The 25,132-nt window shown below is 75.7% G+C and carries 21 protein-coding genes and 1 riboswitch; of the genes, 16 read left to right on the top strand and 5 right to left on the bottom strand.

What is annotated here, in order from left to right; translation table 11 throughout:
• Nucleotides 1–247: 247 nt before the first annotated feature.
• The 6 genes from lanL to ACIRPK_RS04615 all read left to right on the top strand — a co-directional run bounded on the left by lanL (nucleotide 248) and on the right by ACIRPK_RS04615 (nucleotide 9,061).
• On the top strand, nucleotides 248–2,968 hold the full coding sequence (lanL, locus tag ACIRPK_RS04590) for a class IV lanthionine synthetase LanL (protein WP_403032938.1): 2,721 nt from the start codon (nucleotides 248–250) through the stop codon (nucleotides 2,966–2,968).
• A 62-nt stretch (nucleotides 2,969–3,030) separates the two neighbouring features.
• Complete coding sequence (locus ACIRPK_RS04595) at nucleotides 3,031–4,995, top strand: alpha/beta hydrolase family protein (protein ID WP_403032940.1); 1,965 nt, start codon at nucleotides 3,031–3,033, stop codon at nucleotides 4,993–4,995.
• Between the two features lie 96 nt (nucleotides 4,996–5,091).
• Nucleotides 5,092–5,226, top strand: a complete 135-nt coding sequence (locus ACIRPK_RS04600; protein WP_350667585.1) for a VenA family class IV lanthipeptide — start codon at nucleotides 5,092–5,094, stop codon at nucleotides 5,224–5,226.
• Between the two features lie 223 nt (nucleotides 5,227–5,449).
• Nucleotides 5,450–7,045 (top strand): ATP-binding cassette domain-containing protein, encoded by a 1,596-nt coding sequence (locus ACIRPK_RS04605; protein WP_403032943.1) that lies wholly within the window; start codon nucleotides 5,450–5,452, stop codon nucleotides 7,043–7,045.
• Complete coding sequence (locus ACIRPK_RS04610; RefSeq protein WP_403032946.1) at nucleotides 7,042–8,811, top strand: ATP-binding cassette domain-containing protein; 1,770 nt, start codon at nucleotides 7,042–7,044, stop codon at nucleotides 8,809–8,811. The genes ACIRPK_RS04605 and ACIRPK_RS04610 overlap by 4 nt, the downstream gene beginning before the upstream one ends.
• Before the next feature lie 94 nt (nucleotides 8,812–8,905).
• A complete protein-coding gene (locus ACIRPK_RS04615) occupies nucleotides 8,906–9,061 on the top strand; it encodes a hypothetical protein (RefSeq protein WP_403032949.1) in 156 nt (51 codons plus the stop codon).
• A 60-nt stretch (nucleotides 9,062–9,121) separates the two neighbouring features.
• Here the strand turns inward: ACIRPK_RS04615 and ACIRPK_RS04620 are convergent, their stop codons facing one another.
• Nucleotides 9,122–10,198 carry a Zn-dependent alcohol dehydrogenase gene (locus ACIRPK_RS04620; RefSeq protein ID WP_403032951.1) on the bottom strand — a complete coding sequence of 359 codons (1,077 nt, stop codon included), beginning with the start codon at nucleotides 10,196–10,198 and terminating at the stop codon, nucleotides 9,122–9,124.
• A gap of 193 nt (nucleotides 10,199–10,391) precedes the next feature.
• On the opposite strand from ACIRPK_RS04620, the gene ACIRPK_RS04625 reads away from it, so the two are divergent.
• From ACIRPK_RS04625 to ACIRPK_RS04640, 4 genes are all read left to right on the top strand, one after another.
• Nucleotides 10,392–11,027 (top strand): class I SAM-dependent methyltransferase, encoded by a 636-nt coding sequence (locus ACIRPK_RS04625; RefSeq protein ID WP_403032954.1) that lies wholly within the window; start codon nucleotides 10,392–10,394, stop codon nucleotides 11,025–11,027.
• A gap of 194 nt (nucleotides 11,028–11,221) precedes the next feature.
• The gene (locus tag ACIRPK_RS04630; RefSeq protein WP_403032957.1) at nucleotides 11,222–12,451 is read left to right on the top strand and encodes a hypothetical protein; all 1,230 of its coding nucleotides are present in this window, start codon (nucleotides 11,222–11,224) and stop codon (nucleotides 12,449–12,451) included.
• Nucleotides 12,452–12,458: 7 nt separating this feature from the next.
• Nucleotides 12,459–13,400, top strand: a complete 942-nt coding sequence (locus ACIRPK_RS04635; protein ID WP_403032959.1) for an N-acetylmuramoyl-L-alanine amidase — start codon at nucleotides 12,459–12,461, stop codon at nucleotides 13,398–13,400.
• Between the two features lie 142 nt (nucleotides 13,401–13,542).
• Complete coding sequence (locus ACIRPK_RS04640; protein ID WP_403032962.1) at nucleotides 13,543–14,478, top strand: hypothetical protein; 936 nt, start codon at nucleotides 13,543–13,545, stop codon at nucleotides 14,476–14,478.
• Nucleotides 14,479–14,749: 271 nt separating this feature from the next.
• On the opposite strand, the gene ACIRPK_RS04645 is transcribed toward ACIRPK_RS04640, so the two are convergent.
• Genes ACIRPK_RS04645 through ACIRPK_RS04655 form a run of 3 tightly spaced genes read right to left on the bottom strand, consistent with a single transcriptional unit; the run spans nucleotide 14,750 to nucleotide 17,918 of the window.
• Complete coding sequence (locus ACIRPK_RS04645) at nucleotides 14,750–15,808, bottom strand: prenyltransferase (RefSeq protein ID WP_403032965.1); 1,059 nt, start codon at nucleotides 15,806–15,808, stop codon at nucleotides 14,750–14,752.
• Nucleotides 15,805–16,539, bottom strand: a complete 735-nt coding sequence (locus tag ACIRPK_RS04650; RefSeq protein ID WP_403032967.1) for a class I SAM-dependent methyltransferase — start codon at nucleotides 16,537–16,539, stop codon at nucleotides 15,805–15,807. Before ACIRPK_RS04650 ends, ACIRPK_RS04645 begins: the two co-directional genes overlap by 4 nt.
• Nucleotides 16,540–16,598: 59 nt before the next feature.
• Complete coding sequence (locus ACIRPK_RS04655; protein WP_403032970.1) at nucleotides 16,599–17,918, bottom strand: glycosyltransferase family 4 protein; 1,320 nt, start codon at nucleotides 17,916–17,918, stop codon at nucleotides 16,599–16,601.
• A gap of 334 nt (nucleotides 17,919–18,252) precedes the next feature.
• Between ACIRPK_RS04655 and ACIRPK_RS04660 the strand changes: the two genes are divergently transcribed.
• The 6 genes from ACIRPK_RS04660 (at nucleotide 18,253) to ACIRPK_RS04685 (ending at nucleotide 24,724) form a co-directional block, all read left to right on the top strand.
• On the top strand, nucleotides 18,253–18,843 hold the full coding sequence (locus ACIRPK_RS04660; RefSeq protein ID WP_403032973.1) for a TetR family transcriptional regulator: 591 nt from the start codon (nucleotides 18,253–18,255) through the stop codon (nucleotides 18,841–18,843).
• A gap of 105 nt (nucleotides 18,844–18,948) precedes the next feature.
• A riboswitch (cobalamin riboswitch) is annotated at nucleotides 18,949–19,080 on the top strand.
• 81 nt (nucleotides 19,081–19,161) lie between these two features.
• Nucleotides 19,162–20,496, top strand: coding sequence for a prenyltransferase/squalene oxidase repeat-containing protein (locus tag ACIRPK_RS04665; RefSeq protein WP_403032976.1), 1,335 nt, complete (start codon nucleotides 19,162–19,164; stop codon nucleotides 20,494–20,496).
• Nucleotides 20,493–21,143, top strand: coding sequence for an SCO2322 family protein (locus tag ACIRPK_RS04670; RefSeq protein WP_403032979.1), 651 nt, complete (start codon nucleotides 20,493–20,495; stop codon nucleotides 21,141–21,143). The genes ACIRPK_RS04665 and ACIRPK_RS04670 overlap by 4 nt, the downstream gene beginning before the upstream one ends.
• A gap of 1 nt (nucleotide 21,144) precedes the next feature.
• Complete coding sequence (locus ACIRPK_RS04675) at nucleotides 21,145–22,290, top strand: energy-coupling factor transporter transmembrane component T (RefSeq protein ID WP_403032982.1); 1,146 nt, start codon at nucleotides 21,145–21,147, stop codon at nucleotides 22,288–22,290.
• Entirely contained in the window at nucleotides 22,287–23,894 is a 1,608-nt protein-coding gene (locus tag ACIRPK_RS04680; protein ID WP_403032985.1) for an ABC transporter ATP-binding protein, read from the top strand. The genes ACIRPK_RS04675 and ACIRPK_RS04680 overlap by 4 nt, the downstream gene beginning before the upstream one ends.
• Nucleotides 23,846–24,724, top strand: a complete 879-nt coding sequence (locus ACIRPK_RS04685) for an ECF transporter S component (RefSeq protein ID WP_403033728.1) — start codon at nucleotides 23,846–23,848, stop codon at nucleotides 24,722–24,724. Before ACIRPK_RS04680 ends, ACIRPK_RS04685 begins: the two co-directional genes overlap by 49 nt.
• 34 nt (nucleotides 24,725–24,758) lie before the next feature.
• Here the strand turns inward: ACIRPK_RS04685 and ACIRPK_RS04690 are convergent, their stop codons facing one another.
• Nucleotides 24,759–25,094 (bottom strand): antibiotic biosynthesis monooxygenase family protein, encoded by a 336-nt coding sequence (locus ACIRPK_RS04690; RefSeq protein WP_403032988.1) that lies wholly within the window; start codon nucleotides 25,092–25,094, stop codon nucleotides 24,759–24,761.
• Between the last annotated feature and the right edge of the window lie 38 nt (nucleotides 25,095–25,132).

Consider the following 25,132-nt stretch of genomic DNA (forward strand, 5'->3'; position numbering starts at 1 on the left):
TACTGGTCACACCGCCCCGGTCGCACGCATTCGAAAACGATTCGAGATCACCCTTACGAGTGAAGTGACCCGATCCACGTTGAGTCGGTCGGCCACCGAAAGTAACTTCGGTGTTGCGAACGGGAGTTACCCCGACCGGGGGGTCTTTTGGGCGCACCGCCGAAATTGTCCGGCGGTGCGGCCGGGGTGAATTTTCCGGACGTTCGTGAAAACCGATGCAGCGACAGAGAAGTGGGGTGCGGAGCAGATGGGGGCGGCCACACCACTGCGCACGGCCGGGGGGACGACGTCGGTCGACGTCGGGTCGGCCGTCGACGGCTCGCTGACGGAGGCGGCCCGGGCCGCCATGGCCGGCACCGGGCGCCGGGGAGGCGGCGGCGACTGGGAGTTCACCGCCGAGGCGCTCTGGTGCACGGCCCGGCCGGCCGGGGTCGACACACCCGAACAGGGCTGGAAGCTGCACGTCAGTGCCGCGACCGAGGCCGCGGTGGCCGTACTCGCCGCCGTGGCCGGGGTGATCGCCGCAGATCCCTGCGTGTTCAAGTTCGCCGCCGATCAGGAAAAGCTCCACCAGGTCAATTCGCGGAACAGCGAGCGCGGCTCGGCCGGGAAATTCGTCACGGTCTATCCGGTGGACGAGGAGCAGTTCCGGCGGTTGGCCGCCGAATTACACCTGGCCACCGCGGAATTCCCCGGCCCCTCGGTGCTCTCCGACCGTCCGTACGCCCCCGGCAGCCGGGTGCACTACCGGTACGGGGTCTTCACCCGCCGCGCCGAGCTGGGCAACGACGGTGCGTACCGCTCGATGCTGCACGCACCGGACGGCACCCGGGTCGAGGACGTCCGGGCCGCGAGCTACCGATGTCCGTCCTGGCTGGTCGACCCCTTCGAGGGGAGGGGGTCGACGGCCGCGCCCGTCGCCGCACGGAAGGCCGGGGGCGTCCTGCTGGGGGGCAGGTACGCGCTGACGGCGGCCGTCCGGCACGGCACCAAGGGCGGCGTCTTCCTCGGCCGGGACACCGGGGCAGACCGCGAGGTGGTGGTGAAGCAGGCCCGGGCCCACATCGAGGTGGACCGGTCCGGTACGGACGCCCGGGCGGCGCTGCGGCACGAGGCCGAGCTGCTCGGCCGGCTGGCGGGAGCGGAGCTGGCGCCCGGGGTGATCGACCTGATCGAGCAGGGGGACGCGGTCTACCTGGTGCAGGAGCGGGTGCCCGGGGTGGCGCTCGGGGCCTGGGTGGCGGGGCAGCTGCGGCGGGACGGGAGCCCGGACGTGCCGTGGGCCGAGGCGCGGGGGGTCGCGCTCGGGCTGGTCTCGCTGGTGGCGCAGGTCCATGCCAGGGGGCTGGTGCTGCGGGACTTGTCGCCGGGGAACGTGATGGTGCGGCCGGACGGTTCGTTGCGGCTGGTCGACCTCGAGCTGGCGGCGGCGGTCGGGGCGACGGTGGGCACGGCGGGGACGCCGGGGTACCGGGCGCCCGAGCAGGAGCCGGCGGTGTGCCGGGCCGGGTTCGCGGCGGATCTGTACGCGCTGGGTGGGTTGCTGTTCCTGTTGGCGACGGGGCACGATCCGCTGCTGCCGCCGGGGGAAGGCTCGTTGGAGGCGTGGCTGGTGGCCGCGGGGCGGGCCGGGGAGACGGCTCGACGGCTGGGGGCGGTGATCCTCGGGCTTCGCTCGGAGGATCCCGAGCTCAGGCGGCTTCCGTCCACCGCACCGTTCCTGACCGATTCTCCTGGTGCGACGCACCCGGCGCCGGCGTCGCCGCGCGGCGACGCCGCGCGGCAGCAGGACCTCGATCCGCTGATCGCGGACGGCGTGGCTCAGTTGATCGCCACCGCGACGCCCGAGCGGGCCGACCGGCTGTGGGCGACGGTGCCCGGGGGGCAGTTGACCGATCCGTGCAACGTGCAGCACGGGGCCGCCGGGGTGCTGGCCCTGCTGGCCCGGGCGACGGTGGCCGGGCTGCCTGCGGGCGGGGCGGCGGCGATGGCGGCCGACTGGATCGAGCGCCGGGTGGCGGCCGAGCCGACCGTGCTGCCCGGGTTGCACTTCGGGCGGTCCGGCACCGCCTGGGCGCTGCTGGACGCCGCCGAGGCGCTGGGCGACCGGGAGCGGGCCGGACGGGCCGTCAGGTCGGCCCGCGAGGTGCCCTTCCGCTGGCCCAACCCCGATGTCTGCCACGGTGCGGCCGGGGCCGGCTTCCTCCAGCTGCGGCTGTACCGGGCGACCGGCGACGACGGCTACCTGGACCGGGCGGCCGACTGCGCCGCCACCCTGCTGGCCTCGGCCGAGCGGGAGCCGTACGGACTCACCTGGCCGGTGCCGAAGGGCTTCGACTCGGTCTTCGCCGGGGCGGGCCAACTCGGCTACGCCCACGGCGTAGCCGGGGTGGGGGCCTTCCTGCTGGCCGCCGGCCTGGCCGCCGAGGACCGGCGGGCGCTGGACGGAGCGGCCGAGGCGGTCCGGACGCTGGCCGCGACGGTCCGTCAGGACGGCGCAGCCGGCTGGTGGCCGCAGGGCGCGGGCGACCCGCCGCACGTTCGGCTGGCGCACTGGTGCAGCGGGTCCTCCGGGGTCGGCAGCTTCCTGGTCCGGTACTGGCGGGCCACCGGGGACGAGACCGCCCTCCGGCTGGCACTGGCCGCCGGGCAGGCGGTGCTGGACGCCCGCTGGCACGGCGGGGTGAGTGCCTGTCACGGCCTGGCGGGGAACGGCGAGTACCTGCTCGATCTGGCCGAGGCCACCGGCGAGCAGCGGTTCCGCACCGGCGCCGAGGAGTTGGCCGGGCTGATCGCGGCCCGCGCGGTGCGCCGGGACGGGCGGCTGGTGCTGCCCGACGAGACCGGACTGAGCTCCACCCCCGCGTACGGGACGGGCACTTCGGGCCCGCTCGCCTTCCTGCTCCGGCTCCGGTACGGCGGCCCCCGGCTCTGGCTCGACCCGCTGCCGCTCGCCGACCGGCCCTGAACCGGCCCCGACCGACCGACCTCGACCGACCCCCGACCGACCACCCGAGGAGGTGAGCCCGGATGAACACCGCCACCCGCACCACCGCCCAGGCGCTGCGCCGGCTGAGCTTCACCTTCGCCCTCGACGGCTCGCACGCGGCCTGCCTGGCCGCCGGAGCGGACGGCGGCTGGTACGCCGAGAGCTGGCGGCTGCCCGCCGAGGGGCCGGCCGAGCCGACCGCCCTCCCGCTGCCGGGGAACCGCTCGGAGAGCCTGCACTCCCAGCTGGTCAGCCTGCCGAACGGCCAGGTGCTGGTCTGCCGACACGACGGGGACCGCCACACGCTGCTGTTGCTCTCCGCGCCCACCGCCGAACGCCCCACCATAGAGCAGGAGTTGACCACCCTCCGACGCCCCGGTCTGCGGCTGCTGGCGATGCCCGGCGGCCCCCGTCCGCCCGGCGCCCCGGTCGCGGTCGCGCTCGGCACCGACACCCGGCCGGTCACCACGGTCTGGCTGGTCCCGGCCGACGGCAGCGCGCCGATGGAGGTGGCCGAGCTGCCCGGCCTGCACGGCGGCGGGGTCTGGCTGGACCACACCGGTCGGCTGCTGGCCCTGGACCGGGTGCACCGGGGGAAGGTCCGCACCGTGCTGCTGGATCTCGAACTCGGCCAGGTCACCCCGCTGTTGGAGATCAGCGAGCAGAGCAACGACCGGCTGGCGCTGTACGACCCGGACACCCGCTTCGCCATGGTGCGCAGCGACGCCACCGGCACCGACCGGCTCGGCTGGGGCCTGCTCGGCGGCCGGGAGCCGCTGCGGTTCCCCGAGACCCTGCACGTCCCCGGCGTCTTCCTGCGACCGATCGCGCTCGACCGGCAGTCCGCGCCGGACGGCCGGCGGGTGGTGCTGCAGGTCGACCACGGCGCCTCCTCCGCCCTCACCCTCTGGCAGCCGGAGCTGAACCGGCTCACCGCGCTGCCGGTGCCGCCCGGGCGGCTCGGTGCGATCGGTCACTGGTCGGCGGCCGGCCTGCGGATGCCGTACTCGGCCCCCGACCACCCCGCCGCGCTGGCCACCATGGACGTGGACGCCCTGGTGGAGCGCGGGCAGCCGGCCCAGGCCGCAGCCGTACCGCTGCCGCTCCGGCTGGCCCCGCTCGGCAGTGGCAGCGACCGTTCGGTGCAGCCGGGCCGGGGCTCAGCCGGCCCGGTGGGCTGGCAGCTGGACGGCAGTGCGGGCCCCGGTGACGGCGGTCGCTGGCACCCGGCCCTGAGTCTCCAACTGGCCGGTCCGGCCGGGCCGATCGAGGCGGTGGTCTACGGCGGCGACGCCTGGCTCGGCTCGCCGCACCTGGTGCTGGCCCTGCACGGCGGGCCGGCCGACGCCTGGCGGCTGGAGTTCGACCCCGCGCTGCAGCGGATGGCGGCCGAGGGCCTGGCGGTGCTGGCACCCAATCAGCGCGGCTCCACCGGCTACGGGACGGAGCACGCGATGGCCATCCGGGGCGCCTGGGGCGGTCCCGACCTGGCCGACGTGCTGCACCTGCTGGAGGGCGTGGCGGGCCAGCGGGCGGCGCTCGGGCTGGAACCGCCCGCGCTGTTCGGGGTCAGCTACGGGGCGTTCCTGGCCCTGCTGGCCACCGCCCACGCGCCGCCCGGGCAGGTCGCCCGGTGCGCGGTGGTGGCCCCGTTCCTGTCCGGCGCCCGGCTGCTGGCCGAGGCGGCCGCCCCGGTCCGGGCGCTCACCACCCGGCTGGGCGGCGGCGATCCGATCGACGACCGGCGCGGCCCCCGGGACGTGCTCCAGCTGGCGCACCGGATCGGCACTCCGCTGCTGATCCTGCACGGGGACCGGGACGAGGTGGTGCCGGTCAGTCAGTCCCGGGCGCTCCGGCACGAGTTGCTGCGACTGGGCCGGGCCGAGGGATCGGACTTCCGCTACGTCGAGGCCGCCGGGGCCGGGCACGAGGTGCTCGCCGAGGAGGGCGCGGCCGTGCTGCACGAGCTGCTGGCCGCCTTCCTGCGCACCGGCCGGCCCACCTAGTGCCTTCGCGGCACCCACAGACTTCCCCGGCCGGTCCGGCCGGGGACGACGTCACCCGTACCTGCGGATGACGGACCATCAAGGGGAGGACCCATCATGGAGAACTTCGAGACCGACCTGGCCGCTCTGCAGGACCTGCCGGAGACCGAGGCCGTGGAGCTGGGCGGCCACGGTGGCGGCTGCCAGTTCACCTGTCTCATCCTGACCTGTCTGATCTTCACCGTCAGCTAGTAGGTCGGCAGTTCGCACCGGGCCGTGCCCGCTCCCTCCCGGGGGGAGCGGGCACGGCTCCCGCCGGGGGGGGGGGGGGGGGGGGGCGGGGGGGGCGGGGGGGGGGCGCCCCGCCCCCCCCCCCCCCCCCCCGCCCGCCGGCCCCCCCCCCCCCCCCCCCCCCCCCCCCCCCCCGGCACACTCCGCACACGTCCCGGCAGACCCTTCAGGAGGTGGCAGCGCCATGCGCGGCTGGGTGATCGTGCTCTCGGCGGCCGTGCCGGTCGAGGCGGCCGCGACCCTCGCGCTGCCCGGCACGGTGGGCGGCGCGATCGACGGCGGGTCGGCGCTGCCGCTCGCCGGGGTGCTGCTGGTCGGCGCCCTGGCCGGGTCGGTCGCCACCCTGGCCGGGCCGGCGGTGGCCGCCGACACCACGGTCGGCCTGCGGCAGCGCCTGCTCCGCCGGGTGCTGGCCCGGGGCCCCGTCCCGGGCGGACCGGCCACCGGTGACCTGACCGCCCGGTTGGTCGGCTCGGCCGCCGACGCGGGGGGCGCGCTGCCGTCCCGGATCACCGCCGCCACCGCGCTGCTCACCTCGCTCGGGGCCGTGCTCGGCCTGGCGCTGCTCTCGCCCTGGCTGGCCGCCGCGTTCTTCGCCGGGGTGCTGCCCGGCGTGCTGCTGATCCGGCTGTTCCTGCGCGACGCGGCCCAGGCGTTCACCCGCTACCAGCAGGTCCAGGCCGAGCTGGCGGCCCGGCTGACCGGCGCGCTGGCCGGGCTGCGCAGCATCCACGCCGCCGGGGCCCGGGAGGGCGAGACGGCCCGGGTGCTGGCACCGCTCCCCCGGCTGGCCGAGGCCGGGCACGCGCTCTGGGGGACCCAGCGGCGGACGGTCTGGCAGGCCACCCTGCTGGTCGCACTGGTCGAACTCAGCGTGCTGGGCACCGCCGGCCTGCAACTCTCGGACGGGACACTGCGGCCCGGCGAACTGGCCGCCGCGGCCGGCTGGGCCGCGCTCGGCCTGGGCTTCTTCGAACAGGTCGAGGCGCTGGCCGGGGTGGCCCACGCCCGGGCCGGGCGGGACCGGGTGGCCGAGCTGCTCGACGCCCCGACACCACCCCCCGGCACTCGCGATCTCCCGGACGGACCGGGAGAGTTGACCCTGATCGGGGTGAGCGTCGAGGGACTGCTCGGCCCGATCGACCTCACCGTCCCGGGCGGCCGGACGGTCGCCCTGGTCGGCCGGTCGGGCTCCGGCAAGTCGCTGCTCGCCGCGGTGGCAGGCGGCCTGCGCGCCCCCGATACCGGTCTGGTGCTGATCGACGGCGTCCCGCTCGCCGAGCTCACCCCCGGGCAGCGGCGCGCGGCCGTCGGGTACGCCTTCGAGCGCCCGGTGCTGGTCGGCGCCACCGTGGGCGAGGCCCTGGAGGGTGCGGGCGGCGCGGAGACCCGGGCCGCCCGGGCCGACGGCTTCCTGGCCGGACTGCCGCTCGGCGACGCCACCCCGACCTCCGAACTGCGGCTGTCCGGCGGCGAGTTGCAGCGGCTCGGGCTGGCCAGGCTGCTCGCCCAGCGCCCCCGGGTGATGATCCTGGACGACGCCACCTCCAGCCTGGACCTGGCCACCGAGCACCAGGTGACCGAGGCGCTGAGCCGGGCCACCTCGGGCCGGACCAGGCTGGTGGTCGCGCACCGCCCGGGCGCCGCCGCCCGGGCCGACCTGGTCGCCTGGCTGGACGGCGGCAGGCTGCGCGCACTGGCCCCGCACAGCACCCTGATCAAGCAGCCGGACTACCGCGCCGCCCTGGCGGCCGTCCCCGCCCCGAGGAGCGCGCCGTGAACCGCTCACCCGGCTGGACCTGGCTGCGGAGCCAACTCGCCACCACCAGGCCGGCCCTGGTCCGGGTACTGATCTGGTCGGCGGTGGAGGCGCTGCCCTCGCTGCTATCCGGGCTGCTGATCGCGGCCGCCGCCGACCGGGGCTTCCTGGCCGGCCGCCCCGCCGTCGGCTTCGCCTGGCTGGCCGCCTTCGCGGCCGCCGTCGGGGTCCGCGCGTACGCGGCCCGGGCCGCCTTCCCGTACGTGGCGGCCGTGGTGGAACCGCTCCGGGACGCCCTGGTCCACCGGGTGGTACGGAGCGCCCTGGGCCGGGCCGAGCCGACCGGCGACGGCCCCGCCGAGGTGGCCCGGCTGACCGAACAGGTCGAGTCCGCACGGCAGTTGACCGCCACCCTGCTGCGCACGCTGCGCAGCGTGGGCATCACCGTGCCGGCCGCCGTGCTCGGCCTGGCCGTGCTCGCCCCGGTGACCCTGCCGCTGGTGCTGCCGCCGCTGGTGATCGGCGGTCTGCTGTTCGCCCGGCTGCTCGGCTCGCTGGTGGCCCGTCAGCGGGCCGTGGTGCTGGCCGACGAACGGGTCGCCGCGGAGGCGGGGCTGGCCTTCGCCGGGATCCGGGACATCACCGCGTGCGGCGCACAGGACCGGGTGGAGCGTTCGGTGGGTGCCGCCGTGCTGGCCCAGGGCGCGGCGGTCCGCGCGCTCGGCCGGGCCGCCGCACTCCGCACCCTCACGGTCGCGGTCGGCGGGCGGCTGCCGCTGCTGCTGGTGGTCGCGGCCGCACCCTGGCTGGTCGATCACCGACAGCTGACCACCGGCGAACTCCTGGGCGTCTCGGCCTACTTGCTGCAGCAGCTCGAACCGGCCGTGCGCAGCCTGGCGGGTATGGTCGGCAGCTGGCTGCTGGAGCTGGCGGTGGTGCTCGACCGGCTGGCCACGCTGCCCGATCCGCCCGCCTGGCCGAGCGCGGAGCCGACGCCGACACCGACACCGGGGCTTGAGCCGGAGCCGGCGCCCGCCGTCCTGGTGCGCGGCCTGCACCACACCCACGGAGCGGCCGCCGAGCCCGTGCTGAGCGGGCTCGACCTGACCCTGGTGCCCGGCGAGCACCTCGCGGTGGTCGGCCCGAGCGGCGCGGGCAAGTCCACCCTGGCCGCCCTGCTGGCCGGCCTGGCGCCACCCCAGCAGGGCGCGGTGACCGTCGGCGGCGCCGCCCCGCACACCCTGCCGGACCGGGCCAGGGCCCGCCTGGTCGCGCTGCTGCCGCAGGAGGCGTACCTGTTCACCGGCACCGTCGGGGAGAACCTGCGCTGGCTCCGGCCGGACGCCACGGATCGGCAACTCACCGAGACCGCACAGCTGTTGGGTGCGGCGGAGCTGCTGGAACGGCTCGGCGGCCCGGCGGCCGAGCTGCCCGACCCGGCCGCCCTCTCGGCCGGCGAACGCCAACTTCTCGCCCTGGTCAGGACCTACCTCTCACCCGCAGCCGTGGTGGTGCTGGACGAGGCGACCTGCCATCTGGGCGCCCCCGCCGAGGCGGTGGCCGAGGCCGCGTTCGCCGCCCGGCCCGGCACTCTGGTGGTGGTCGCGCACCGGATCGGCTCCGCCCTGCGCGCCGACCGGGTGCTCCTGCTCGACGGGGGCCGGGGGCTGATCGCCCGTCACGGCGACCTCCAGGTGCTTTCGCCGCTCTACCGCGAGCTGGTCGGCCACTGGCTCGGCTCGACACTGCCGCAACCGGACGGGCTGGCAATCGTGCCCGGGCCGTGATCGTGTCAAGGGGTGGCCGCCCGAATCGCTGGATATGGTGACTCGGGTATCCCTTGCAGCACAGAACCGCACCCTCGCACGGAGAAGTAACGACATGTCCGAGACCCGAAGCGACACCACCCAGCACGACGGCACCGGGGCCGGCTCCGACACGGACCGGTCCGAGAGTGCCGTGCACGGCCGCCACCGGGGCGGCACCGCCCCGGACGACCGGCCCGACGCGGACTCGCACGGCCGTCACCGCCGCTGAACGGTTCGTCGGCTGACGGCCTGCCACCGCACGGGCAGTGCGGTGGCAGGCCGTCAGCCGTCAGCCCAGCGTGATCACGGTGCGCAGCGCCTCGCCGCTGCGCATCTGGGCGATCGCCTCGTTCACCCCGGCCAGCTCCACCCGGTGCGTGATCATGCCCACCAGGTCGAGCCGCCCGGCCCGCCAGAGCTCGATCGCCCGCGCGGTGGTGCGCCGGATGTCGCCGCCGCCGTACATCGAGGGCAGCAGGCGCTTCTCGTTGAAGAACAGCTCCCCCATGCTGAACTGCACCAGGTCCCCCTGGGCGCCCGCGCCGATCACCACCACCGCACCGCCGCGCCGGGCCGCGTCGTACGCCGCCCGTACGGTGGCCGACCGGCCGACCGCCTCGAAGACGTAGTCGTAGCCGCCTCCCGCCACGCCCTTGGCGGTGGCCTTCAGCTCCTCCGGACCGATCGCGTCGGTGGCGCCGAAGCCGAGCGCGCGCTTGCGCCGGGACTCCACCGGGTCGACCACGGTGATCCGGGCCGCGCCGCAGATCCTGGCCCCCTGGACGGCCGCGATGCCGACCCCGCCCGCGCCGATCACCGCGACCGAGCTGCCGGGCTCGACCCGCGCGGTGTTCACGGCGGCGCCGAGACCGGTGGTCACCCCGCAGCCGATCAGCGCGGCGAGCTCGTACGGCAGGTCGGCGGGCAGCACGATGACGCTCTCGGCGGGCACCACCAGCTCCTCGGCGAAGGTGCCGGTGCTGTAGAAGCCGAAGACCTCGGTGCCGCCCTGCCGGAAACCGGCCGAGCCGAGCCGGCGCAGGCTGGCCACGCAGAGCTGGCCCTGGCCCCGGAGGCAGTGCGGGCAGCTGCCGCAGGGCGGCATCCAGCAGAGCACCACCCGGTCACCCACCGCGACCCCGGTGACGCCCTCACCGGTCTCGATCACGTCCCCGGCACCCTCGTGGCCGGGCACGAACGGCGCGGGCTGCGGCAGCACGCCGCTCATCGCGGACAGGTCCGAGTGGCACAGGCTGGCGGCCCGGAGCCGGACCCGGACCTTCCCCGGGCCGAAGCCGACCGCCTCGACGTCGTCGCGGACCTCCAGTGTGTCCTGGCCGATCTCGTGCAGGATCGCTGCGCGCATGGGGCTTGCTCCCGGGTTCGCCGATGGGTCGGAGCAGCGTACTCAACGGCTCCGCGGGGCTTCCTGTAGAACGGGTTCCAGAAACGCGTCCAGATATACCCCATCCCCCGGCCTGCGGGAACCCCTCCTACCGTCCAGTAGGGTCCAGTCAGAGACCGGCCACCACCCCCGCCCCGCGAACAGGAGCAGCACGATGACGGACGCCCGCCCGGCCCCCGAGGTGCTCGCGGCCTTCGAGTCGGCGACCGGCTTCATGCCGGTGGACGAGGGTCTCGCCCTGTACGCCGCCGCGCACCGGGCCGCCGGGGCGACCGGCCTGCCGCTGCTGGAGATCGGCAGCTACTGCGGGCGGTCGGCGATCCTGCTGGCCGACGCCGCCCGGGCCACCGGGACGGTCGCCCTGACGGTGGACCACCACCGCGGCTCCGAGGAGCAGCAGCCCGGCTGGGAGTACCACGACCCGGAGCTGGTCGACCCGGCGGTCGGGCTGATGGACACCCTGCCGACCTTCCGCCGCACCCTGTTCCGGGCCGGCCTGGAGGACCACGTGGTCGCCCTGGTCGGCCGTTCCCCGCAGATCGCCGCGGTCTGGGGCGGGAAGCTGGCGCTGGTCTTCATCGACGGCGGCCACACCGACGAGCACGCCACCGGCGACTACCTGGGCTGGGCCCCGCACCTGGCCGAGCAGGGACTGCTGGTGATCCACGACGTCTTCCCGGACCCCGCCGACGGCGGCCAGGCCCCCTACCGGGTCCACCTCCGCGCGCTGGCGGAGGGCTTCGAGGAGGTCTCGGTCACCGGCTCGCTCCGGGTGCTGCGCCGCCGCTGACCCGCGCACCGACCGGGCGACACCCGAAGATCGTCGTGGTCCTGCGGGCACCTTCCGCGATGCTCTAACGTCATCCCACATGCCGGGCCGACCGGGTGGCCGCCGTTGGTGCGCCCGGAAACTGCCGGTACGGTGTCGCCGGACGACCGGACGACGTGAACCCAGGACGCACCACAGCGGGGGCGAGGCCAGGCATGACCGAGCAGGACAACACCGCACCCGCGGTGTGGGACCCGACCGCGCGCGGCGGCGCCGGTGGCTGGGTCCGCCCGGCGGCCACCCGGGCGGCCACACCCCCGCCGCAGCCGCCCGCCCCGCAGCCGGCCGACGACCACCAGCAGACCGAGACCTTCCCGCTCGCCCCGCCGCAACCGCCCCGGCCGGCGTACCAGGCACCGTCCCAGCCCGGCGCGGTCGGCGACCACGGCCCGCCGCTCGGCGCCCGCCCGTACCTGCCGCAGCCGGGACCGGCCGCGCCGCCGCCACCGCCGTTCGGCGGACCCGCGCCGCCCCCGGGCGGGTACGGTTTCCCGCCGCCCGCACCCGCCGGTGGCTTCCCGGGGGTCCAGCCGCCCGGGGCGTTCCCCGGCCCGCAGCCCACCGGCTCCTTCCCCGGCCACGCGCCGGGCCAGGCACCCGGCCACGCACCGCCGCCCGGCGCGTTCCCCGGCTACCAGCAGTCCGCCGCACCGCGCCCCTCGTACCCCGAGTACGAGGAGCTTCCCGAGCACCGGCCGCGCCGCCGGGTCCCGCTGCTGGTCGCGATCGGCGTGGTGCTGCTCGTGGTGGTCGGCGTCGGGGTGGCCTGGGCGGTCCGCAACGGTGACGAACCGTCACACGGGGCGGCGCCGGCCGTCTCCTCCCCCGCCGCCCCGCAGCCCGCACCGGCCCAGAGCACCCCGGCCGGCCAGCCCTCCGCCGACAACTCGCCCTCCCCCTCGGCCGGTTCGGCCAACGGACCGCAGGCGGCCGCCCAGGCCAAGGCGCTGGACGAACTGCTCACCCGGGGCGAGGGCGCCAAGGCGCCGATCGGCAACGCGGTCGCCAAGGTGAACAGCTGCCCCGGCAAGGCCGAGATCGCCGGCGCCGTCGAGGTGTTCGAGACCGGGGCGACCCAGCGCGACCAGCTGGTGGCCGACCTGGCCAAGCTGGACTTCGGCGACCTGCCCGCCGGGGTGGAGGCGGTCGCGCTGCTGAAGACCGCCTGGCAGACCTCCGGCGACATCGACCGGGCGTACGCGGCCTGGGCCCGTACCGTGGGCAGCCAGGGCTGCGTCGGCGGCGCCGCCCCCGGCGGTGCCGACCTGAAGCGGGCCAACGAGCTCAACCCGCAAGCGACCCAGGCGAAGAAGGACTTCGTGGCCAAGTGGAACTCGCTGGCCAACACCTTCGGCCTGACGCCCCGTACCTGGGACAGGATCTGAACCACTCGTGACCGGCACCACCGGCGCCCCGCGTCGCTCCCCACTGCTCCGGCTTTCCGCCCTGCTCTGCGCCGTCCTGCCGCTCTGCGCGGCGGGCTGCGCGGGGCCGTCCGGCTCCGCCGACGCCGCGCGCCCGGCCACCGCCTCCCCGGCCGAGGAGCTGCCGGTGCTGCCGACCTTCTGGCCCACCGCCGGTGCCACGCCCGCCCCGGCCGCCACGCCCTCGGCCGGTCCCGGCAACGCGGCCGCCGCCGGGACCACCGCCGACCGTCCGCTGACGGGTCGTACGGTGCTGCTGGACGCCGGCCACAACACCGGCAACGCCAAGTACACCCGCGAGATCAACCGGCAGGTGGACATCGGCAACAGCCGCAAGGAGTGCGACACCACCGGCACCTCGACCGACGCGGGCTACAGCGAGGCCGAGTACACGCTCGACGTCTCCCGCCGGGCCCGCACCCTGCTGGCGGAGCGCGGCGCGAAGGTGCTGTTCACCCAGGACGGGGACCGCCCGTGGGGGCCGTGCATCGACGAGCGGGCCAGGATCGGCAACGAGGGCAAGGCGGACGCCGCGGTCTCGGTGCACGCCGACGGGGCGCCGGCCGCCGGCCAGGGTTTCCACGTGATCATGCCCGCCAAGGTGAAGGCCGGGAAGGCCGACACCGAGGCGATCGTGGCGTCCTCCCGCCGGCTCGGGCTGCTGCTGCGCGAGCAGTTCAAGGCGGCCACCGGCGAGCCGTACGCCGACTACATCGGCGAACAGGGCCTGGACACCCGCAGCGACCTCGGCGGGCTCAACCTCTCGAAGGTGCCGAAGGTGTTCATCGAGTGCGGCAACATGCGAAACTCGGGCGATGCCAAGCGGATGACGGACCCTCAGTGGCGCCAGCAGGCCGCCCAGGGCATCGCCGACGCGCTGACCGCCTACCTCACCACACCGGCGGGCTGACCGGGGGCCGATCGCGGGTGATTTGCCACGACACCCCCCGATTCGGCAGCCCGCCGTGCACTCCCGAACGGCTTGGCCCTAGGCTTTTGCCCCGTCCGAACCACACTGCCGTCCACGACATACACCGACGAGGGGAACGTTAGTGAATCTGCGCGCTCTCACCAGGGGAGACGCCGCCGTCGCAGGTGCGGCCGTCCTGCTGTTCATCTCTTCCTTCCTGCCGTACTTCAGCGTCGACAGCTGCGTGCTGAAGGTCTGCTCCTCCTACTCGCAGAACGCCTGGTCCTCGGACCTCTTCCCGGTGCTGCCCTCGGTCTACCTGCTCGGCCTGATCGCCGCGGCCCTGATCCTGCTGCACCGCTTCCAGGGCGAGGCCGTCGCCGGTCGCCAGGTGCTCGGCCTGCGGCTCGACCAGTGGGGCGTCGCGCTGGCCGTGGCCGCCCTCTGGTCCGGCGTCTGGGCGCTGGCCGGTGGCGGCGGCATCAGCCACGGCTTCGGTGCCTGGCTCGGCGTGCTCGCGCTGCTGGTGCTCGCCGGTGCCGCGGCCGCCGGTCCGCTGGTGCCCGCGCTCCAGGGTCCGCTGCTGACCGACAAGCCCCCGGTCACCCAGGCCCCGTACTCCGGTGCCCAGGCCGGCGGCTTCCAGCCCGCGCCCGGCCAGCCCGGCCAGTACGGCTACCCGGCGCAGGACCAGGGCCTGGCCCAGGGCCAGCCCGGCCAGGGCGGTCTGCCCGGCTACACCTCCCAGCCGGAGCAGCAGCAGGGCTACGGCTACCCGACGCCGGGTCAGGCCGCACCGCAGCCCGCCCCCGCGCACCAGGAGCCGACCCAGGTCCAGCCCGCCGTCCCGGTGCCCACCCCGGCCGCCCCGGCCGCGGACTTCGCACCGTTCTGGTTCGCCGTCCCGGCGCCGCGTCAGCTCGCGCCGAAGGACAACCCGGTCGGCCCGCCGGTCGGCGAGCTGGTGCCCGGCACCTGGTACCTGGCGATCGAGCAGCGCGGCAACTCGCTGGTCGCCCAGCTCCAGGACGGCTCGCACGGCCTGCTGAACGACGCCTCCGGCATCCAGCGCGGCTGATCCGGTCCGGTACGTGCAGAGGGGCGGGGGGGGGGCGCGGCCCCCCGCCCCCCCCCCGGGCGGGGGGGGGGGGGGGGCGCCCCAGAGGGCGGCCCGGCGCGGGGGGCCGCCCCCGAACCCCCCCCGCGCCGGGGGGGCCCGCCCCCCCGCGCGGGGGCCGCCGCCGGCGCCCCGCCCCCCCCCCCCCGCGGGGGGGGGGGGGCCCCCGCCCGGCGGCCGCCCCCCCCCCCCCCCCCCCCCCCCCCCCCCCCCCCGCCCCTCTGCCGTCGGGTCAGCAGCAGTCGCCGACGACGAGTCCGGCCGGCAGCTGGTCCCCGCCGAAGACCGCCACCGTCGCGTGGTCGCCGCCGAGCGCCGCCACCGCGAGCAGCAGCGCCCCGGCCGTCCAGGTGGTGCGCTCCTCCGGCCAGATCGCGTCGTCCTCGAAGACGTACCCGGTCCAGTAGGAGCCGTCCTGGTGCCGCAGGTGCTGGATCCAGCGCAGGATCTCCACAGCGCGGTCGGACTGGCCCACCGCCCAGAGCGCGAGCGCGAGTTCGGCGCTCTCCCCGCCGGTCACCCAGGGCCGGTCGCTGACGCAGCGGACCCCGAGGCCGGGCACCACGAAGCGCTCCCAGTCCCGTTCGATCCGGGCCACCGCCGCCGGGCCGCGCAGCGCGGTGCCGAGCACGGGGTAGTACCAGTCCATCGAGTAGCGGTCCTTGTCGAGGAACCGCTCCGGGTGGTGGGTGATCGCGTGCCGGAGCCGTCCGGCCGCCAACTCCCAGTCCGGCTGCGGCTCTTCGAGGTAGTCCGCGATGGCGAGACCGCACCGCAGGGCGTGCAGGATGCTGGACGAGCCGGTCAGCAGCGCCTCCTGCGGCGCGCTGCCGTCCTCGTCCTGCCGCCAGGCGATCGGGCCGCCCGGCAGCCGCAGCCCGACCGTGAAGTCCAGTGCCCGGCGGACAGTGGGCCAGATCCAGTCCAGGAAGGCGTCGTCACCCGAGGAGAGGTGGTGGTGCCAGACGCCGACCGCCAGGTAGGCGCAGAAGTTGGTCTCCTTGGCCCGGTTGGTCACCTCGCCGTCCACGTACGCCGCGTACCAGGAGCCGTCGGCGTTCTGCCGGGCCGCCAGCCAGCGGTACGCCGCCTCGGCGGCGGCGTGTTCGCCCGCCGTGTCCAGCGCCATCGCGGCCTCGGTGTGGTCCCACGGGTCCAGGTGGCCGCCGCCGAACCACGGGATGGCGCCGTCGGGCTGCTGGTCGGCCAGGATCGAGCGCACCGTGTCGGCGGCCTGACGGGCGTCCAGCACCCCGTCCAGCAGCAGCGCCTCCGGGATGGCGGCGGTCACGAGCCGGCCCGTCGCGGCTTGCCGGCGTACACCACGAAGCTCTTGCCGAGCACCGGGTTGAGCGCCTTCTCGGCCGCCTTGGTGATCTTCGAGATCACCGGGGTGCCGATGATGTCCCAGACCAGCAGCTGGTGGTAGGCCCGGACCGGCAGCGCCTTGTCGTTGTTGACGCCGACGGCGCACTTGATCCACCAGTACGGCGAGTGCAGCGCGTGCGCGTGGTGCTCGCCGTACGGCTCCAGGCCGGACTCCCGCACCTTCTCGACCAGCTCGTCGCCCTTGTAGATCCGGATGTGCCCGCCCTCGACCTCGTGGTACTCGTCGGAGAGCGCCCAGCAGATCTTCTCCGGCAGGTAGCGCGGCACGGTGACGGCCAGCAGGCCGCCCGGCTTGAGCACCCGGACCATCTCGGCCAGCACGCCCTTGTCGTCCGGGATGTGCTCCATCACCTCGGAGATGATGATCTTGTCGAAGGTGTCGTCGTCGAACGGCAGGTTGAGCGCGTCGCCCTCGATCGCCACCGCCGAGGCCCCGGCCGGCGCCTCCCCGGCCTGCTCCATCGCGGCGAACCACTTCTGCACCTCGGCGATCTCCTCGCCGTTCCGGTCCAGGGCCACCACGTTCGCGCCGCGCCGGTAGCACTCGAAGGCGTGCCGGCCCCCGCCACAGCCCAGGTCGAGCACCCGGTCGCCGGGGGCGAGCGGGAAGCGGGAGAAATCGACGGTCAGCACTGCGGGGCTCCCATTCGTTGGTACTCGGCAAAAAAGTGATCGGCCGTCAGGCGGGCCGGTCAGGCGACGTAGCGCCAGCCCGCGCCGGCCCTGGCGCGCTGCCCGGCCCCGGTGGCGATCGCCGCGCGGTAGCGGTCGGCGGTCAGTTCGGCGGCCCGCTGCCAGGTGAACCCGGCCAGCACCCGCTCCCGCCCGGCCGCGCCGAGCTCGGACCGCAGCTCGGGGTCGTCCAGCAGCCGGCCGAGCGCGGCGGCCAGCGCACCGGCGTCGCCGGGCGGCACCGCCAGGCAGGTCTCGCCGTCCGGGCCCGCCACCTCGGGGATCGCGCCGCCGGTGGTGGCGACCAGCGGGGTGCCGGTGGCCATCGCCTCGGCGGCGGGCAGCGAGAAGCCCTCGTACAGCGAGGGCACGCAGGCCACCTCGGCCGAGCGGTACAGGTCGACCAGCTCCTGGTCGGTGAGCCCGGTGCGGAACTCGATCTGCCGCTCCAGGCCGAACCGGCGGACCGCCTCGGCCACCGGGCCCTCGCCGCGCTGCGGCTTGCCGACCACCACCAGGTGCGCGTCCCGCTCGGTGCGCAGCTTGGCCAGCGCCTCGACCAGGTACACCAGGCCCTTCAGCGGGACGTCCGCGCTGGAGGTGGTGACGATCCGTCCGGGCACCCGGGCGATCGCGTCCGAGGGCGACCAGAGCCGGGTGTCGGCGCCGATCGGGACCACCGCGATGTTGCCGGGCGGGGTGCCGAGCTGCTCGGCGATCTCGGCCTTCGAGCTGCCGGAGACGGTGATCACGTGCTCCAGCCGGGCGGCCACCCGGCGCTGCATCCGGGTGAAGGCGTACCAGCGGCGCAGCGACAGCCGCTTCAGCCGGGTCGGCGCGGCGGCCAGCTCCAGCCGGCGGTCCACGGTGATCGGGTGGTGCACGGTGGTGACCAGCGGGAAGCCGTGCCTGGCCAGCCCGAGCAGGCCGTAGCCGAGGGTCTGGTTGTCGTGCACCACGTCGTAGCGGCCCTTGTGCGCGGCCAGGTACTGCCGGGCCCGGAGCGAGAAGGTGAGCGGCTCGGGGAAGCCGCCGGTCCGCATCCCGGCCACCTCCAGCAGGTCGACCAGGCCCCGGTACTCGGTCAGCGCGGGGGTGCGGAACGGGTCGTCGGCGCGGTACAGGTCCAGGCTGGGCAGCTCCACCAGCCGGACGCTGCCGGACCCCTCGACCGGGTCGAGCACCGGGAAGGGCTGGGCCCCGACCACGTCCACGTGGTGCCCGAGCCTGGCCAGCTCGCGGGACAGGTGCCGGACGTAGACGCCCTGGCCGCCGCAGTACGGGTCGCCCCGGTAGGACAGCAGGGCGATCCGCAGCGGTCGCGGCGGCAGCGCGGTCATCCGGGGCTCCTGTCCCCTACTCCCCGGCCTGCGCGGCGGCGGGAAAGTAGATCACGTTTCATGATGGTGGAGCTCGTCATTGGGCTGATCGAACAATGAGAGACCCTGACGATACCGGCCCGCACCCGAGGGCGGCAGATCGCCCCCGCAGAGTGCTACTCACGAGTACGCCGGTACCGGAGGGCTCCATTCTGACCCGTCCGCGGAGCCCGCCCACCCGGCGTTCACTGTGACATAACTCTCGGAGCACCCTCTCGCTGACGTGTCCTCATTTCCCACCCCGTGGTTGAATCGCCTCGATCCGGTCACCCACGCGCGCGCTCAGGGAGCCCCCTTGACCACCACCGCCGCCCTCGGAACCGGGCTCACCCCCCGGCAGGCCGAACGCCGCCGCCGGATCCTGCGGGCCGCCACCGCGCTGGCCGCCCGGGGCGGTTACGAGGCGGTCCAGATGCGCGAGGTGGCGGAGACCGCCGAGGTCGCGCTCGGCACCCTCTACCGCTACTTCCCGTCCAAGGTGCACCTGTTGGTGGCGGTGATGCAGGAGCAGCTCCAGCACCTGCACGAGCAGGTCCGCCGCCACCCGCCGACCGGCGAGGACCCGGCCGGCCGGGTGGCCGAGACGCTCACCCAGGCGTTCCACGCGCTCCAGCGCGAACCCCGCCTCGCCGAGGCGATGGTCCGCGCGCTGTCCTTCGCCGACCGCTCGGTCGGTGCCGAGGTGGACGCCGTCTCGGCCGTCACCTCGGCCATCGTGCTGGACGCCGCGCAGCTCGGCCCCACCCCGTCGCCGGCCCAGCAGGCCGCGCTGCGGGTGATCGCGCACACCTGGCACGCCACCCTGCTGGCCTGGCTCTCCGGCCGCGCCTCGCTCGCCGAGGTCCGCGGTGACCTGCACACCGCCGCCCGGCTGCTGGTGCTCTGACGCCCGGCCGGTACCGGAGCGCGTCCGTCCCGTTCCGGCCGGAAGAACTGGTACCGGTTCCGGTCCCCGGAGCCCCCGGACCGTGTCCGGCCGGGGGGAGTCCGGTCGGACGGTTAGAGTCTTGGACGCAGGATCAACAACTTCATCCGCTCCTCGTGCGGGGGAAGCCGGTGCGACTCCGGCGCTGACCACGCAACCGTCACAGTCGGGATGCCCGCCGGGGAGCGAGCGGCAGTGCCGGGCACCCGGCTCCGTCGAGGTCTACGGGCGGCCCGCCTCGGGCCGCTGCTCCGCTCACCGAAAGGCACGTCGACCCTCATGCTCACCACCGCCCGCACGGGCGCAGCCGCGCTGGCCGCCGCCCTGCTGACCGGCGCCGCCGCCGTCCCCGCCTTCGCGGACACCCCCACCCCCACGCCCGCCGCCGCCCCGGCCGCGCTCTACGGCAAGGGTGACCCGACGTACGACGGCGTCTTTCGGCAGTCGCTGGCCCTCACCGCGCTCGGCTCGGTCAAGGTCGTCCCGTCCGACGCGGCCGTGGTCTGGCTGACGGGTCAGCAGTGCGCGGACGGCGGCTGGGCGCCGTTCCGGTCCGACCCCTCGGTGGCCTGCGACCCCAAGGCCGAGGACAGCAACGCCACCGCGATGGCGATCCAGGCGCTCCAGCAGCTCGGCGGGCACCGGGACGAGGTGACCCGCGGCTCCGACTGGCTGAAGGCCGTGCAGAACGCGGACGGCAGCTGGCCGCTCAACCCCGGCACCCCGGGCGACGCCAACTCCACCGGGCTCGCCGTCAACGCGCTGCTGGCCGCCAACATCGACCCGGCCGCGGTGACCAGGAACGGCAAGAACGCCTACGACGGCCTGGCGCTGTTCCAGCTCGGCTGCGCCGCACCCGCCGAGCAGCGCGGGGCGTTCGCCTACCAGCCGTCCCCGGACGGCTCGCTCAAGGCCAACGACCTGGCCGGCTCGCAGGCGCTGCTGGCCGCGGCCGGCGGCAAGCTGCCGGTCACCAACACCAACCGGGTGGACACCCCGCCCAAGCCGCTGGACTGCGCCACCGCCACGGTCACCGTGCCGCACGCGGACTCCGCCGAGGCGGCGGGCTCGTACCTGGCCGCCCAGCTGGATGCGAACGGGCAGCACCTGATGCAGACCATGCCCGGCGCCGCCGCGACCCCCGACTACACCGCGACCGCCTGGACCGTGCTCGGCCTGGTCCAGTCCGGGCGCCCGGCCACGGCCGCGCCCGCCGCCGAATGGCTGGCCGGCAACGGCCACGACTGGGCCGCCAAGGGCAAGTCCGGCACCGACGCCTCGGCCGCCGCGCTGATGCTGCTGACCGCCGAGGCCGTCCAGCTCGACCCGTACCACTTCGGCGGCACCAACACGGTCCAGCTGCTGATCGACGCGGGCCCGGCGCCGAAGTCCGTCCCGGCCGCCGCGGCCGCGACCGACGCCCGGAACGACAGCGGGGCCACCCGGGCGGACGACGACAACGGCATCTCGCCGGTCTGGCTGGTCGGCATCGGCCTGCTGGTCGGCATCGGCGGCGGCCTGCTGCTCAGCCTCCGGCGCAAGCGCGCGGGCCGGCCCGCCGGTGGCCCGAACAAGACCGACGGCGGCAAGTCCGAGGGCGACGAGCAGAAGTGACCCTCCCGCTCCCCCGGGCGGCGGTGGCCCCGGCCGTCGCCGCCGTGCTGGCCCTGCTGCTCCCGTTCCTGCTCGCCGCACCCGCGCAGGCCACCGGCTACCGCTACTGGTCGTTCTGGAAGTGGTCCGAGAGCGCCTGGGCCTACCAGCAGCAGGGCCCGGTGGTGTACGTGCCGCCGGACGGCGCGGTGGACGGCTGGCGGTTCGCGGTCAGCCCCGACGGTGGGCAGGGCGCCGCCCGGCCGACCGCGGCGGGCGACTTCGGCGCGGTCTGCGCGGACGTGCCGGCCCAGGCCGGGAAGAAGCGGATCGCCGTGGTGCTGGACTTCGGCACCGCCGCCGACGCACCGGCCGGTGAGGCCCCGCCGGCCGCCCGGACGACCTGCGCGGCGGTCCCCACCGCCGCCAGCTCCGCCGAGGTGCTGGCCGCCGTCGCCCCGCCGCTGCGCTACGACTCCGGCGGCATCCTGTGCGCGATCGCCGGCTACCCGCGCGCCGGCTGCGGCGACACCGTCGGGGCCGGGGCCGACTCCGGTGCCAAGGGCGGGAGTCCGGGCCCGTCGGTCGGCCTGCTGGCAGGCGGTGCGGTGATCGTGGTCCTCGCCGCCGGCGCGGTCTGGCAGGCTCGGCGCCGTCGCGACTCCTGAGGTGTCACCCGTGCCCACCACCGGCCGGCTGCGGCCCGCCCGCCCCGTCCGCTCGACCCGCTCCGCGATCGGCCCGCGCCACCTGCACCCCGGTGCCTGGTGGCTCTGGGCGATCGGGCTCGGCGCGGCGGCCTCCCGCACCACCAACCCGCTGCTGCTCCTGCTGATCGTGGCGGTCTCCGGCTACGTGGTCGCGGCCCGCCGCAGCACCGAGCCCTGGGCCCGCTCGTACGCCGCCTTCGTCCGGCTGGCGCTGGTGGTGCTCGGCGTCCGGCTGCTCTTCACGGTCTTCCTCGGCTCCGGGGTCGGCGGCACCCACGTGCTCTTCACGCTGCCCCAACTCCCGCTGCCGGACTGGGCGCAGGGGGTGCGGATCGGTGGCGCGGTCACCCTGGAGGGGCTGCTCTTCTCGCTCTACCAGAGCCTGCGGCTGGCCACCCTGCTGATCTGCGTCGGCGCCGCCAACGCGCTGGCCAACCCGGCCCGGCTGCTGCGCGCCCTGCCCGGCGCGCTGTACGAGGCCGGGGTGGCCGCCGTGGTGGCGCTCACCTTCACCCCCAACCTGGTCGCGGACGTCCGGCGGATCAGGTCGGCCCGCCGGCTGCGCGGCCGCTCCGACCGGGGCCTGCGCTCGCTGCTCAGCGTCGGGCTGCCGGTGCTGGAGTCCGCCCTCGAACGGTCCGTCAGCCTGGCCGCCACCATGGACAGCCGGGGCTTCGGCCGCACCGCCGACCTGCCGCGCCGGGTCACCCGCTCGATCGGCGCGCTCACCCTGGCCGGGCTGGCGGCGGTCTGCGTGGCCTGCTACGGCCTGCTCACCGAGGGCACCGCGCGCTGGGCGCTGCCGGTCCTGCTCGCCGGGCTGGCCGCGCTCGGCGGCGGGCTGCTGCTCGGCGGCCGACGGTCGGTCAGGACCCGCTACCGGCCCGACCCGTGGGCCTGGCGGGAGTGGCTGGTGGCGGGCTCCGGGCTGGCCGTCGCGGCGCTGCTGATCTGGCTCGCCGGCCGCGACCCCGGCGCGTTCAACCCACCGGCCGTACCGCCCACCGCGCCCGAACTCCCGCTGCTGCCCGCGCTCGCCGTGCTGCTCGGCCTGCTGCCCGCCTTCGTCGCCCCCGCCCCGCCCCGTCCCGGAGAACGCCCGTGATCGTCTTCGAACAGGTGTCGGTCCAGTACCACGACGCCGCCGCGCCGGTGCTCGGCGGCCTCGAACTGACCGTCCCCGAGGGGGAGCTCTGCCTGGTGGTCGGCCCGTCCGGGGTCGGCAAGTCCACCCTGCTGGGCGCGGTCAACGGCCTGGTGCCGCACTTCACCGGCGGCGTGCTGCACGGCCGGGTCACCGTCGACGGCCGGGACACCCGCGCGCACCGCCCGCGCGAACTCGCCGACCTGGTCGGCATGGTGGGCCAGGACCCGGTGGCGCACTTCGTCACCGACAACGTCGAGGACGAACTCGCCTACGGCATGGAGTCGTTGGGCATCGCCCCGGAGGTGATGCGGCGCCGGGTGGAGGACACCCTGGACCTGCTCGGCCTGGCCGAGCTGCGCGACCGGGCGCTCTCCACCCTCTCCGGCGGCCAGCAACAGCGGGTCGCCATCGGCTCGGTGCTCACCAGCCACCCCAAGGTGCTGGTGCTGGACGAACCCACCTCCGCGCTCGACCCCGGCGCCGCCGAGGAGGTGCTCGCGGTGCTGCAACGGCTGGTGCACGACCTCGGCACCACCGTGCTGATGACCGAGCACCGGCTGGAGCGGGTGGTCCAGTACGCCGACCAGGTGCTGCTGCTCACCCCGGACGGGCCGGCCCGGTTCGGCGACCCGGCCGAGCTGATGGCGGTCTCCCCGGTCTACCCGCCGGTGGTCGGGCTCGGCCGGGCGGCCGGCTGGTCCCCGCTCCCGCTGTCGGTCCGGGACGCCCGCCGCCGGGCCGCCCCGCTGCGGGCCGCGCTGGACGGCCGCACCCCGCCGGTGGTGCCGCCGGTCACCACCGCACCGATCGCCGTGGTCTCCCGGCTGACCCTGAAGCGCGGGCCGAACCCGGTGCTGCGCGGGGTCGAACTCGCCGTCCGCCCGGGCGAGATCACCGCCCTGATGGGCCGCAACGGCGCGGGCAAGTCCACCCTGCTCGGTGCCCTGGCCGGCCTGTACAAGCCGGACTCCGGCACGGTCGACGCGGCCGGGCTGACCCCGCACCGGTCCAGGCCCAAGGAGCTGATCCGCCGGGTCGGCCTGGTCCCGCAGGAGCCGCGCGACCTGCTGTACGCCGAGACGGTGACCGCCGAGTGCGCGGGCGCGGACCAGGACTCCGGTTCGGTGCCCGGCAGTTGCCGCGCCCTGGTGGCCCGGCTGCTGCCCGGCATCGACGACGCGCTGCACCCGCGCGACCTCTCCGAGGGCCAACGCCTCACCCTGGCACTGGCCGTGGTGCTCACCGCCCGCCCCGACCTGATCCTGCTGGACGAGCCGACCCGGGGCCTGGACTACGCCGCCAAGGCCCGGCTGGTCACCGTGCTGCGCGAACTCGCCGCCGAGGGCCACGCCGTCCTGCTGGCCACCCACGACGTCGAACTCGCCGCCGAACTCGCCCACCGCACCGTGATCCTGGCCGAGGGCGAGATCGTCGCGGACGGCCCGAGCGCCGACGTGGTGGTCTCCTCCCCGGTGTTCGCCCCGCAGGTGGCCAAGGTGCTCGCCCCGCTGCCCTGGCTGACTGTCTCCCAGGTCGCCACCGCCCTGCAGGACCCGGCGTGAAGGCGCTCACGCGGCCGGTGCCGCTCGGCGGCCGCTCGATCGTCCTGCTGTTGCTGATCACCGCGATCGGCGCGGTCGCCTTCGGCTGGCCACTTCTCGCCGACCCCTCCTCGGCGCTGGCCGGGCACTCCACCGACGCACCGTGGCTGTTCGCCCTGCTGATGCCGCTGCTGCTGGGCGTGGTGATCGCCCAGATCTCCGAGGGCCGTTCGGACGGCGGCTCCGGGCTGGACGCCAAGTCGGTGGCCCTGCTCGGCGTGCTGGCCGCCGCCGGGGCGGCGCTGCGCCCGCTCGGCGCGGGGACGGCCGGTCTCGAGCCGATGTTCTTCCTGATGGTGCTCGCCGGGCGGGTGCTCGGCCCGGGCTTCGGCTTCGTGCTCGGCTCGGTCACCATGTTCGCCTCCGCCCTGCTGACCGGCGGGATCGGGCCCTGGCTGCCGTTCCAGATGCTCGGCATGGGCTGGGTCTGCCTCGGCGCCGGTCTGCTGCCCGGTCCCGCCCGGCTGCGCGGCCGGGCCGAACTCCTGCTGCTGGCGGGCTACGGCGCCGTCGCCGCGGTCGCCTACGGCACCGTGATGAACCTTCAGTTCTGGCCCTACCTAGGCGTCGGCCTGCCCCCGGCGCTGTCCTTCGACCCGGCCGCCGACCTCGGCACCAACCTGGGCCACTTCCTGGCCTACTGCCTGGCCACCTCGCTCGGCTGGGACCTCCCCCGGGCGGTGCTGACCGCCGTCCTCTGCCTCACCGTCGGCGGCCCGATCGTCCGCGCCCTGCGCCGCTCGGTCCGCCGCGCGGCCTTCGACGCCCCGGTCGGCTTCGAGGACGCCTGACCCCCGGTCGGGGGCCGGGCGTCCCCGACCGGGATCAGCCCTGCTTCGGGCCGGTGGACTGCACCACCTCGAAGGACCACAGCGTCGAACCGGAGGCGGCCTGCTTCGGCTGCCCGCCCTCGGCGCTCGGCGGGCCCTGGCGGTGGGCCGCCTGCATCGGGCCCTCCATCCACGCCTTGAAGTGCTCCTCGCTGGCCCAACGGGTGTACACCAGATACTGGTCGGTCCCCTCCACCGGGCGGAGCAGCTCGAACCACTCGAAGCCGTCCGAGCCCTCCACCGACCCGGCCCGGGAGGCGAACCGCTGCTCCAGGGTCTCCCGCATCTCGGTGGGCACCGTCAACACGTTGATCTTCACCACGCTGGCCATCTGACACCTCTTCATCAGGACACGCACGTCACGGGGAC

Source organism: Kitasatospora sp. NPDC101801 (genome assembly GCF_044766665.1).
GTDB lineage: Bacteria > Actinomycetota > Actinomycetes > Streptomycetales > Streptomycetaceae > Kitasatospora.